Origin of the sequence: Pseudoalteromonas luteoviolacea NCIMB 1942, from assembly GCF_001625595.1 — a bacterium.
Lineage (GTDB): Bacteria > Pseudomonadota > Gammaproteobacteria > Enterobacterales > Alteromonadaceae > Pseudoalteromonas > Pseudoalteromonas luteoviolacea_A.
Genome location: NZ_AUXT01000143.1, coordinates 1 through 12,142 on the forward strand (window position 1 = coordinate 1; position 12,142 = coordinate 12,142).

Sequence of the window (12,142 nt, forward strand, 5' to 3'; positions counted from 1 at the left end):
TTAACTGACTGGCATTAAGCTACAAGCTGGCATTTTTAACTTTTACACTGAGCATCGCTTTATCTAGTTATAGTGTCTCATCTAACCATTTGAAGAACTCACGCTGCCAAACAATGCCGTTTTGTGGCGTAAGTACCCAGTGGTTTTCTTCTGGGAAGTATAAAAAACGGCTCTTGAGTCCACGTAGTTTAGCAGCTTGGAACGCCTGAATACCCTGCCCTAGCGGCACACGATAGTCTTTACCGCCATGGATCACAAACATAGGAGAATCCCATTTATCAACAAAATTCACCGGGTTAAACTCAGAGTAAGCTTTGCTTGCAGCTACATTGTCTTTTTCCCAGTACGCGCCACCTAAATCATGATTAACGAAGAACACCTCTTCTGTCGTACCATACATGCTGCGCGTATCGAAAATACCGCAATGTGAGATAAAGGTTTTAAAACGGCCTTCGTGATTACCAGCTAAATAAAACGCTGAATAGCCACCAAAGCTCGCACCAATTGCGCCAATACGCTTTTTATCGACGTATGACTCCTTTGCAATATCATCAATTGCATCAAGGTAGTCTTGCATCGCCTTTCCACCCCAGTCTTTACTGATGTCTTCATTCCACTTAACACCATGTCCAGGCATACCTCTGCGGTTTGGCGCAACCACGATATAACCTTGCGATGCCATTACTTGGAAGTTCCAACGGAAAGAGTAAAACTGTGATAACGAAGACTGGGGTCCGCCTTGAAGGTATAGCAAAGTTGGGTATTTCTTGCGCTTATCAAAGTTAGGAGGGTAAATAACCCAAGCCAGCATGTCTTGACCATCTTTTGTCTCAACCATGCGTTTTTCTACTTTAGGCAGATCCAAATCTGCATAAAACGCTTCGTTAACTTTGGTCAACGCAACCATCTTTTTGCTGCGCAAGTTCAACTTAAAGATTTCCTTGGCTTTATTCATGCTGTTACGAGTAACAACCAGCTGCCCATCAAGTACCGCTATAATGCCATTTATATCAAACTGCCCTTTTGTCAGCTGCTTAATTTTCGGCTTAGCTTTGGATCTCGTGTTTACTGCAACTTGGAAAAGTTGAATGGTGCCACCTGTTGGCGCCACAAAGTAGATATGCTTACCATCGTGGCTCCATTTAAAACTATAAACGGTGCCATCCCAATGCTCAGTCAAGTTTACTTTGGTGTTATTCGCCATAACAATGATGTCATTCTTATCGGCTTCATACCCAGGTTCGTCCATCTGGAGCCATGCAAGCTTACCTTTAGGAGAAAACGCAGGGCTTTTGTCATAACCTAAATTGCTTTTAGTTATGTTAGTTGTTTTTTTATCAGCCAGATTATAACGATAAATATCTGTGTTTGTGCTCTTAACATAATCAACACCAGTTAATTTCTTACTGACGTAATAAATATTTTCGCCTTTAGGTCCCCAAATATAATCCTCTGAGCCTCCAAAAGGTGAAGTCGGACTATCGAAAGGTTTACCTTCCATGATATCGACTTTGGCTTCCGTTTTTAAATCTTGGTAAAACACATGTTTAACACTGCCATCTTTCCATGTATCCCAGTGTCGATAATTCAGATCATCAAAAACATAGGCGTTTGCGTTGCTTAAATCTTCATGTTTATCAGAAGCTAAAATAGTATTCATTTGCACTGATTCGTGAAACAGCCTTTTACTTCCATCAGGAGAAACGTTGCTATCTTGAAGCAACCCTTGGTAAGCCTCTAATAGCTGAGCCGAACCGCCTTTTAAAGGCACTTGATACACCTTGCTAGTAAAGTTATTTTTCTCAACACTCGGCGTCGTAACTCGATAAATTACATGGGTGTTTTCTTTATTTAGACCGAGCGCACTTACGCGCTTTACTTGCCAGAGTTTTTCCGGGGTCATTACATCTTTGGCTGATACGCCTGCACTGACCGCTAGCCCCAAGCTAGCACATAAAAGAATTCGCTTCATCGCGAAATACCTCCAAAAATAAAAACCCGTCTAGACTACATAAATAAACAACAGCTGAAAAGGTATTAAAGACAGATTACCATTATCAGCTATACGCTAACCCACTCATTATTAAACGTAAAATTCAAATAAAAGCACTCACGCACTGAAGCCTGCCATTCCACTTTTTACGCGGCACGGCACTTAATTATTCTTAACTTGGTTAAAAACATCTAAAAATCAGTGCACTACAGCCAAAACAAGCACCTCATTGTTAATGGCAAAATATATTAATAACAGCGAAGAATTGATGCTACTATGAATATTTATGCGATTCTTTTTTACTAACTTTGGTTATGTTGGAGAGTCTTTTATACACTGGAAGCATTTGGTTGTCTGTGGGAGCATAATCAGGGCTGAAAACTTGTAACGCTAAAACGTACTTAGTTCTATTCGATTCAATAAAAACTTAATAAGGTGACTTTACGAGCACAACATAACTAGCTTCCATTTGCTCAGAAATAGAACCTCAGATTTTAAGCGCCTAATTTATACATGGCGCGCATTTTTGAATTCCTCAAGCCTTTTGCTCCAATTACCACCATGCTCATTGGCACAAGCTTCTTCTGTATCAAATAAAATACGCTTTTTAACCCCTTTCACGTTGATGTTACAAGATGACAGCTTGCCTTCAATTAGCACCTTAAGTTGCTCACCTTTGTCGTCATTTATGGCCAATCGAAGGTGCGCTTTATTATCGAACACGCAAATTACCGATAGGCTATCGGGAAATCGCTGATAGTTTACAATATGAGTCAACCACTGAAAGCCATCATATTGTTTCAATGCCTCTTCGCATGCTTCTGTTAAGGCTGTAACGATGCTTTTCTCAAGCTTTTTATCTGATTTTCTCATAGGTTTTTCACTGTTCTTTACATAAGAAGAATGAGTATTTGGGCTATCTCCGGCATATGCAATGATTCAGAAAGGCAACTTCCACATTATCTATCTGTGTGGTCACAACTGAACCAAACACACGATTACATTACGACAAAAGAGCTAGCAGAGCACTGTGTCAGGGTATAGCGATTACTATTTTAACAACGAGTATTACACTTTGAAAAAGAATATCTGCTACGCTCCGTGGTAATAATAACTACAGCACTGTCACGTACTGCAACTTACAATAAAGGTTGCTGGGAAAAACGATTGAGTCATCAACAGTAACTGTAACTTTTTGTTTTGCCATTTTTGCAGCGAGTACCATTGACATTGCTGTATTATTTCCATCTGGGATAGTCACTGTATAACCGCCACCGTGAACATAACAATTTGGCTTCGGCTGGTTTGGATCAGGTATTAGCGTAAACCATGTATGCTTTTTCCAAGCGGGCGCAAGCGTATTTGTTGCCTCGTGATATCTAATTTGACCAATTTCACCTTGAATATCATATCTATCCGCCAAAGCATGGGGGCTCACAACCAAAAACAGTACAAAAAGAAGTGCAAGTTTCATTAATTATTCCTCATAAACGCTAATTTATTATAAAGCAGGGTTTAAAAGTGCAGGATAATAATCAATATAAAGCAAATTTCCAAGTTAATTTTCCACCATTTAGGTGAGAGAAAAGTCCCTTTTAAAATTAAATAAATAGTAGCCTGCACAACAATGATAAAAAACATCCTAAACGCGCATCAGCAAACTGCTAATTTCGTATAATAAACGCCCTATTCGTGCTGTACTGTTATTTATTCGCCAATAAAAATGGACGCCTTTTTATATCAAGTATTTGTATAGTACGTTCTAAGGAGAGCCAGCCGCCATAACCGCTGCAGCAAAAAAAACAGCAGGAACAGTAACAACTGCATCTATCGTGATAGTGGCAGGGGTTGCGATGACTTTACCTGCAGTTTCACTAAAAGTCCGAGGTTGCGCTACCATAATTATGTACTCTTTTTCTAGCTTTTCGAGAGGCAGCTCTCCTTCAATAATATATCGCTTACCCGTTAGCTCACGCTTAAGCTTTAGCTGATTAGACGAAAGTTGCTGTTCAAAGCCCAGAGATATCAATTTTACGACCAGTTCTTGTGGTGGGCTCTTTTCTTTCATCGTAAGCGTAACGCTGCCTACGACGTTATTTTTCTCATCTAACCTAAAGTCCTCAAATGTAGGGATGAACTCTACCTCCCTCGACAACTCAAGCGCCTCACCGAATTGCGCATCAATCCCTAACAAGTAAGCAGTCTTCGTTGTAGTGACAAATAGCTCCTTAGTGTCACTTTTGACATAAAAGCCGTTTAGACTTTCTTTTTTGTAATTTGTAGCCCACAAACTTGCGGTGCAACCGCTTAGAAAAACCAAAGCTAATAAAATATACTTGTACATTGAACCTCCTCTACTCAAAGCTGCGCTTTTATTGTAAAAACATTTTTTCTTATTCATCTCGATATGTAATTATCATTCGATATATTACCCGTTAGGCATGTTACGATGCCTGTACATAATTACTACGGCAGCTATCTATCTGATCAACTTAGATACGGCTCTACGAGCAATAGAGTAATACAAAGCGTCACCACTATTTTGATACTCACACTGGCAGCTATAAACTAGCTTAATAATATGCGAATCATCAGACACCAATGCTGCTTGTATCACTGAATCAAAACAACATTGACGTTGTTGTATCTCAATTGCGTTGCGCTTGTATTCATGCCCCGTGCTCAAATATGCGACTAAGATGGCCTTCCAAAGCGAGCGTAAAGCGTACTCCTCATCATCAAGAAAAGGCAGTCATCTTTATTGCGAGCAAAGGCGTTCTATTCACTGAGTCTAGCCTCCTAATAATGTAAGTTTACAATTGTAAATGGCCCAAATACATGGGCATCTCGTGCCCCATCGTAAAGTCTGACAGCTGCTAATATTTCTAACTTTTATAGAAACTATTCCCGAGACTCTAAGAAGAGTCACTGCGTCTCTGGTTATATGATCACGATTAACTCAGCTATTTTTTTTAAACCCTAGCGTTATTTACTACTTAAGTAACGCTAAAGAATTTAAATTAAAAGAATAGACTTGAAACGAATCATCAACTTCTTGCAGCGTTATAGTTATCAAACCATCCCCATTTTCATACTTAGCAGGGACTCTGTAGGTTACAAAAGAGCCCGACTCTTCACCAGCCATTGCAGTACTCGAGACATTCATAAACTGGAACTCCCCAATTTCGACTAATCTCCCCATTTTTGATAGCCCTTTTACTAAGGCTTGCAAATCTGATTCTGAGACCCTGTCGTTTGTACTTACAACTAAATAACTTCTCACCGTGTCTACTTGCCAAGTAGAAATATCTTTGATGGCTTTGTCCATGTAAGGGATAGCGGTTTCTTCATATGATGCGGCTTTATAGCTTGTCCAAGCTAACGCAAACGTAAACAGGCCTATTATTACCAATAATGTAAAACCCAAACCTTTTAAAATTTTTTTAAACATAAAACCTCTAAAATTTATTCCGCCCCCCGCGTGAGGATAAAGGAAATCAAGCCAGTTGAATTTTTGATATTAAGTGTTATCTAAAACTCCTCGCACAACTCGCAACCACGATGTAAAGAACACTGTTAGCCTTCATTCTTTGTGTAATTGAGTTGCAGTAAATCTGATTTATTGCCGTAAAGGTCTGAAGCACAGCCACAGTACCATACTCTTCCCACGGCGTGTCTCATAAAATATAACCCCAGCAATAAGGTTGTAAAATTTGATTTCATTTAGCTACATAATTTATTAAACGGTATGGGCAATTAATATTTTTGGCATTTTTAGTCGCTGACTAATACAGCTGTGCATAAATAACAATTAACTCCAATTTCAAACTCTTAAATTAAGGCGCATTTCGTTGGTAGAGTAGTAAACAAGCAACGAGACAAAGCCGAGAAGACGTAAGCTCGCGGATTTGCCTCAAGAGCGCTGGACGTTATTTATTAAGAGGAACTCTTGTTCTAACTCTACTATTGTATTCAGTAATACAAGCATTGGGCATACTTGCTATATTTACGTTTCCAATAGATTTGAGAACGCGACTATACTCACCCTCATTTTCTGTGATTTCATATACTACAGACAAACAGCCATTTGTATTAAAATCAATCTCATAACTTTTATCTTTCTCAAATGTGGTAGATACAAACGAGCCACATGACAGGCTAACACCCAACCCACTAGGCCTTTTAAAGATTAAAAAATTGTTTGGTTTATTTGCTTCGAAGTAATACTCTTTGGCATTTGCAGCATAGTCTCCGTAGGTCCACAGTGGCACACCTACTTTTTTCGACTTTGTAAAATTGCCATGCATTTTTGCATACAAGGATACTCTATTTGTACCATTGGCACACTCTGCATTATCAAATCCTACAACGACAGCCTCACCTCCATGGTGGCCTGAAGAAACAAACCTAACCTTAGACCTTTCTCCTCCCGTCGGTTCTTGGTATTCAACCGTTGTTGTTGCACAACCCGAGACAAAAAAAGCCACAATAAAAAGCTTGGCATAGACTTTAAACATTTACTCTCCAAATAACCCATGGCCCCGAAAACGAGGAAATATCAAAGTTTAATAATATCAAGCTATACACTAGGTGCCAAAAAGAACTTGTTTAAACCAAACCGACAGCTCACTTACCGCTCACAAATAAATACAGCAATTCACAACAAATCAGTAAATTTAACCTCACATTTGGAGTCGCATGCATGGGGTAGCTCCCAAGGTTCAAAGTTATGAATTCGATTAAGGCTAAATAGAACCATTGCAAAGTAATAACACAAAAGTATCACGCCTCTACGTGCCTCACAATCTGAGGCTATGTGTCTATAAAATTCAGCGTTTAAGTATTGCATCAGGGTCCAAATAAAACATCCTCTTCCAGCCTTGAGGTTCAGTAGTTACCAACCAAGGATGCGGTAGTAAAGATAAAATTGAATAATGCACATGTGCGGGTTTTCCTTGAGCGTTGCCTGAGTCACCTAAAGTACCTATCACTTCTCTCCGCTCGACAAACTGACCAGTACTTACCGAATCGCTTTTTAAATGCGCATAGTAATGAATCCGCCATTTTGGACCAAGCACTGCCACTACGTTTCCGCCTTTGTCGACATGCCCCTTATAAATTACAAAACCATCTACGGCGGAGATAACCGCAGTACCGACCTTTCCAAAAATATCAACTCCCTTGTGTACGCCGGAACTTCCCCAAGGCTCGTACCAAAACGTATTTTGATTCCAATCGCTTGCAACTGCACCCGCAACAGTTACTTGAATTTTTTCTGGCACTAAAGTACCCAATAAAATGAGTAAGAAAAGACCAAAAAGAGTTCGCTTAAAATACGTCAATCTTCTCTCCTTAAAAATAATTGCTTTGCTAGGTGAATTTAAAGCGAATAATTCCATTGTGGTAATTACACGAAAAGTCATAAGTTAGCGACTAATCAGTCTTTAAAAGTAGATTAAATACTAAAAATCCTTAAAAAGTGCTGAATAAACGTTTGCTCAAAATACCAACTAATAATCTTGTCTTATATAAAATCAATTTATCCCTCCATTTTGCTTTCATAATTATGTATCACCATGTGCTAAGAATGTGGTGATCTAGCTCGGAACTTATATGCAGAAAACTTCAAAAAAGGAACAACTTATGTCCTTTAACTCTGTTTGTGAACAAAAAAATAACGAAAAAAACGCTAAAAGCAGTAAAAACTCCAACACTATAAAAATCCCGCTTATTTTGCCAGAAAGCCTAGGCAGTAGTGAATTTCGCAACGATTATTGCATTAAGTATGCTTGTATTGCAGGGGGAATGTACCGAGGTATTGCGTCAAAAGAATTAGTTATTGCGTTAGCTAATGCAAGGTTAATGGGGTTTTTAGGTACAGGGGGCCGAACCTTAAATGATATTGAGCAAGACATCATTTATATTCAAAACTCGCTCACCGACGGCCAAGCTTATGGTTTAAACCTAGTTGCAAATTTAGACTCGCCAGAAGCAGAGTTAGCATTGGTCGAGCTTTATCTCAACTACAATATTCGATGCGTAGAAGCGGCCGCTTTTATTCGCATCACACCAGCGCTTGTTTTGTATCGCTTGCAAGGCATATATAAAGACCAACACGGTGCTGTACGTACCAAAAATAAAATTATCGCCAAACTCTCTCGCCCGGAGGTGGCAAATCACTTTTTAAGCCCCGCACCTATGCACTTTGTTCAGCAACTGTTTGCCCTCGGTAAGATTACCCCCGAGCAAGTTGAGCTCAGTCAGTTCATTTTTATGTGCGATGACATTTGCGTTGAAGCAGACTCCGGAGGACATACCGATAGAGGCCAACCAGCTGTTTTACTGCCAGCCATTCAAACCCTACGCGACCAAAAAGTACTTGAACATAACTTTGCTCAAACACCCAGAGTCGGCCTAGGTGGCGGTATTGGCACACCAAACTCTGCCGCCGCAGCCTTTATGATGGGTGCTGACTTTATTCTCACGGGCTCTATTAACCAATGCACCGTTGAAGCAGGAACTTCAGACCTAGTAAAGCGCATGTTGCAAGATATCAATGTACAAGATACCGATTATGCCCCAGCTGGCGATATGTTTGAATCTGGTGCAAAAGTACAAGTCCTCAAAAAAGGCGTATTTTTTGCCGCACGCGCAAACAAGCTGTTCCAGCTGTATCAGCAATATGACTCATTAGACACTCTGCCTGAAAAAATCCAAACACAGCTCCAACATAAGTATTTCAATGCTTCTTTTGATGATATTTGGGCGCAAACAAAACAGTATTTGCTGAACGCTAATCGCTCACAAGACATTAAACGCGCAGAGCAAGACGACAAATACAAAATGGCGCGGGTTTTTCGTTGGTATTTTGCTTACAGCATGAAGTTGGCATTTACCGGCTCAGAACAAGCACGAGTCAACTTTCAAATACATACAGGACCTGCGCTTGGTGCATTCAACCAGTGGGTTAAAGGTACTGAATTAGAACATTGGCAAAACCGCCATGTTGACCAAATTGCCGAGAAACTGATGCAAAGCACGGCAGCATTATTGAACACAAGAACACAACAGCTCTTAACGTTGAATCATGTAGCAGAAAAAAAGCAGAGGTAATATGAAAACTTACATATTTCCAGGGCAGGGCTCTCAATATGTCGGCATGGGTAAAAAGCTCTTTGGCGAATTTTCACAACAAGTTGAACTAGCAGACGAAATACTCGGCTATTCAATTACTGAGCTTTGCTTGGTAGATCCAAACAAACAGCTCAACAACACGTGCTTCACACAGCCAGCGTTGTTCGTCGTGAGCGCCCTTGCCTATTTACAGCAGCAAAAACAAGATGTCATCTCCGCCGATTACTTTGCAGGCCACAGTTTAGGAGAATACACTGCTTTATTCGCCGCAGGCGCAATGAGCTTTGAAATGGGTCTAAAGCTTGTTAAAAAGCGTGGTGAGCTAATGAGTCAAGCGGCACCCGGCGCGATGGCGGCAGTGTTGAATGTTCAAGAAGTAGAACTACGTAATTGTCTACAGGAACACCAGCTAACTGGTATCGACATTGCTAATTTAAACGCTCCCGATCAAATCGTGATCTCAGGGCTTGTGGATGACATAGATAAAAGCCAGCAAATTATTGAGAGACTGGGCGCGCGCTTTATTAAACTCAATACCAGCGGCGCATTTCATTCTCGTTACATGGCGCCTGCTCAGCGAGAGTTTGCCAAGTACATTGCGGGTTTTAACTTCTCCTCACCACATACACCTGTAATCGCCAATGTCACCGCACACCCTATCAAGGAAAATGAAATTGCCAACTGTCTGATTGAACAGTTAACTCAACCTGTAAAATGGACACAGAGCATTGAGTTTTTACTCGCTCAAGGCGAGATGGTATTTACCGAGCTAGGACCCAAAAAAGTACTCACTAAGCTTGTCGATAACATCAAAAATAATCGCGATACAACTCTTCACATCGGCGCTCAAAGGCCAACCGACGCTGCACAGACTTCTTTGACGCCACAACAACAAGTAGATCACTGGAATAGCACCTACCCAATAGGGAGCGAGATCAAAATCAATGGCACAGCGAAACAAGGTTTCACTCGTTCTCAAGCCATCATGTCGTTTGGCCACCGCCCTACAATTTATTTGCACGGTTATAGCGGATACTTCCACTTAACTGAATTAAGCCCTCTTCAACAAATCGTTAAAAAAGCGACTGAGGCTTAGAACAATTATGAATAAATACATCGGCTTGGGAAACATTCAGGCCATCAACAGAATAAATATCAACAATACTTTTGGATCACAGCGATGAAATATTACATTGGCTTAGCAACCTCATTTCACGACCCTGCTATTGCAATCGTTAACGAAAAAGGCGAACTAATTTTCGCTGAAGATGCAGAGCGCTTTTTGGGTTATAAACGCGGTTTATACTGCTTGCCAGACAACCCTTATTACATTGAAGAAGTACTGAAAACTCACTGTGCTGATTGCACCGAGTTAGTCATTGCCAAAACTTGGAGTAAAGGGCGTGAAAAAAGTACCAATATTCTCGAGAATGTAGTCCTAAGTATTTTAGAAACCTTCTCTTTTAATATCGACGTCAACACGCGTGACATCAAAGATCAGTTCTATTTCGCAAGAGCCTCTCAGGCGGCGGCTGGCAGAACCTTGTCTAGGTTTTTTGAAGCAGGTTGTCGGAACTTTATCGTAGGTAACTATCGCACCAAAAAACCAACCGATGTACGCTATCACGACCACCATTTAACACATGCTGCTAATGCTTGTTTTAACAGTCCATATGACGATGCAGCATGTATCGTCGTTGACGGTATGGGTGAAAAAAGCAGTATTGCTTACTACACCTATAAAAATGGCCAAGTAAAGCCCGCGCCAATCAAAGTAAAGCGTTCTTTCAAGAGCTTAGGTTTGTTCTACACCATTATCTGTGAAAACCTCAGTTTTGACCCGCTCAAAGGTGAAGAGTGGAAGGTTATGGGCTTAGCACCTTATGGTAAGAAAGATCAAAAAGTCTATGATTTACTGCGCTCATCGCTTCAGGTGAAAAACGGTAACTTTTTCGTACCTAAAAACCTCAATACCATCATGAAAGAGATCAAAAGTATGGCAAGAGAACCTGGTGAGTCGGTTGAGCGTTTTAAAGACTTCGCTTACACAGGTCAGTTGGTGTTTGGCGAGATCTTTATGGACTTAATCAATGCTGCCTACGAATATGCTCCCTCTAAGAACCTAGCAATTTCCGGTGGCTGCGCATTGAACTCATCATTTATGGGGACCGCACTTGAGCGCTCCAAATTTGAAAACATCTTTGTGCCTTCAGCCCCAGCAGATGACGGCAATGCCATTGGCGCTGCGCTTCTAAGCTATCAGCAAGATAACCCAAGTTGGCAACCCAGTAAAACGGTGCAATCTCCATATACCGGCTCGACGGTAAAAGAAAAGTCACTGCAAAAACTAGCACAATACGGCCATTTAAAAGCCACAGATTACGGCGATGAGGTTTACAAAAAAACCGCTGAGTTTTTAGCCGAAGGTAAAATCATTGGTTGGGCACAAGGCCGCGCAGAGTTCGGTCCTCGCTCTTTAGGAAATCGCTCAATCCTTGCAAACCCTTGTTTGCCTGATATGAAAGACACCATCAATGCGCGCGTTAAATTCCGCGAAGAATTCAGACCTTTTGCGCCATCTATTTTGCACGAATATGGCGACGAATACTTTGAAAACTATCAAGAGTCTCCTTACATGGAGCGCACCTTAGTTTTTAAAGAAGCCGTTCGCGACAAGGTACCTGCGGTTGTGCACGTCGATAACACAGGTCGGTTGCAGTCGGTGAAAAAGGAGTGGAACGAACCTTACTACAACCTGATAAGCAACTTTAAAGACATCACAGGTGTTCCTGTACTGCTTAACACCAGCTTCAACATCATGGGTAAACCCATAGTGCACTCTGTTGAAGATATGCTTGCGGTGTTCTTGATGTCAGGCATCGATGTGTTGGTGATCAACAATACCATCTACGAGAAAAACTAGCAGCAAGCGCCCTAAGTCAAGGTGATTTAGGGTAACCGCCAAGGTGGGCGGTCACTTTATTTGTTTTGCCCATTATTAGTTATATCCGTTTT

Annotated in this window: 10 protein-coding genes; 3 read left to right on the forward strand and 7 right to left on the reverse strand. The window is 40.9% G+C overall.

The annotated features are described in order from the left end of the window. Positions 1–67 precede the first annotated feature (67 nt). The 7 genes from N482_RS07300 to N482_RS07335 all read right to left on the reverse strand — a co-directional run bounded on the left by N482_RS07300 (position 68) and on the right by N482_RS07335 (position 7,335). Positions 68–1,972: a S9 family peptidase gene (locus N482_RS07300; protein ID WP_063376409.1), complete on the reverse strand. Its 1,905-nt coding sequence runs from the start codon at positions 1,970–1,972 to the stop codon at positions 68–70. Positions 1,973–2,500: 528 nt separating this feature from the next. Further along, positions 2,501–2,866, reverse strand: coding sequence for a hypothetical protein (locus N482_RS07305; RefSeq protein WP_063376410.1), 366 nt, complete (start codon positions 2,864–2,866; stop codon positions 2,501–2,503). A gap of 241 nt (positions 2,867–3,107) precedes the next feature. Further along, complete coding sequence (locus N482_RS07310; protein WP_063376411.1) at positions 3,108–3,467, reverse strand: hypothetical protein; 360 nt, start codon at positions 3,465–3,467, stop codon at positions 3,108–3,110. A 288-nt stretch (positions 3,468–3,755) separates the two neighbouring features. Then, entirely contained in the window at positions 3,756–4,337 is a 582-nt protein-coding gene (locus tag N482_RS07315; RefSeq protein WP_063376412.1) for a hypothetical protein, read from the reverse strand. 648 nt (positions 4,338–4,985) lie between these two features. Then, positions 4,986–5,444 (reverse strand): hypothetical protein, encoded by a 459-nt coding sequence (locus tag N482_RS07325; protein WP_063376414.1) that lies wholly within the window; start codon positions 5,442–5,444, stop codon positions 4,986–4,988. Positions 5,445–5,922: 478 nt separating this feature from the next. Beyond that, positions 5,923–6,510, reverse strand: coding sequence for a hypothetical protein (locus N482_RS07330; RefSeq protein WP_063376415.1), 588 nt, complete (start codon positions 6,508–6,510; stop codon positions 5,923–5,925). Positions 6,511–6,822: 312 nt separating this feature from the next. After that, the gene (locus tag N482_RS07335) at positions 6,823–7,335 is read right to left on the reverse strand and encodes a M23 family metallopeptidase (protein WP_063376416.1); all 513 of its coding nucleotides are present in this window, start codon (positions 7,333–7,335) and stop codon (positions 6,823–6,825) included. Between the two features lie 301 nt (positions 7,336–7,636). Between N482_RS07335 and N482_RS07340 the strand changes: the two genes are divergently transcribed. From N482_RS07340 to N482_RS07350, 3 genes are all read left to right on the forward strand, one after another. Continuing rightward, on the forward strand, positions 7,637–9,106 hold the full coding sequence (locus N482_RS07340; protein ID WP_063376417.1) for a PfaD family polyunsaturated fatty acid/polyketide biosynthesis protein: 1,470 nt from the start codon (positions 7,637–7,639) through the stop codon (positions 9,104–9,106). A 1-nt stretch (position 9,107) separates the two neighbouring features. Continuing rightward, positions 9,108–10,223, forward strand: a complete 1,116-nt coding sequence (gene fabD / locus N482_RS07345; protein ID WP_063376418.1) for an ACP S-malonyltransferase — start codon at positions 9,108–9,110, stop codon at positions 10,221–10,223. Between the two features lie 84 nt (positions 10,224–10,307). Further along, positions 10,308–12,050, forward strand: coding sequence for a carbamoyltransferase (locus tag N482_RS07350; RefSeq protein ID WP_063376419.1), 1,743 nt, complete (start codon positions 10,308–10,310; stop codon positions 12,048–12,050). Positions 12,051–12,142: the final 92 nt, after the last annotated feature.

Bases quoted from the DNA above. Each gene is read 5' to 3' on its own strand.
- N482_RS07300 (WP_063376409.1), bottom strand. From the start codon at position 1,972: ATGAAGCGAATTCTTTTATGTGCTAGCTTGGGGCTAGCGGTCAGTGCA.
- N482_RS07305 (WP_063376410.1), bottom strand. From the start codon at position 2,866: ATGAGAAAATCAGATAAAAAGCTTGAGAAAAGCATCGTTACAGCCTTA.
- N482_RS07310 (WP_063376411.1), bottom strand. From the start codon at position 3,467: ATGAAACTTGCACTTCTTTTTGTACTGTTTTTGGTTGTGAGCCCCCAT.
- N482_RS07315 (WP_063376412.1), bottom strand. From the start codon at position 4,337: ATGTACAAGTATATTTTATTAGCTTTGGTTTTTCTAAGCGGTTGCACC.
- N482_RS07325 (WP_063376414.1), bottom strand. From the start codon at position 5,444: ATGTTTAAAAAAATTTTAAAAGGTTTGGGTTTTACATTATTGGTAATA.
- N482_RS07330 (WP_063376415.1), bottom strand. From the start codon at position 6,510: ATGTTTAAAGTCTATGCCAAGCTTTTTATTGTGGCTTTTTTTGTCTCG.
- N482_RS07340 (WP_063376417.1), top strand. From the start codon at position 7,637: ATGTCCTTTAACTCTGTTTGTGAACAAAAAAATAACGAAAAAAACGCT.
- fabD (WP_063376418.1), top strand. From the start codon at position 9,108: ATGAAAACTTACATATTTCCAGGGCAGGGCTCTCAATATGTCGGCATG.
- N482_RS07350 (WP_063376419.1), top strand. From the start codon at position 10,308: ATGAAATATTACATTGGCTTAGCAACCTCATTTCACGACCCTGCTATT.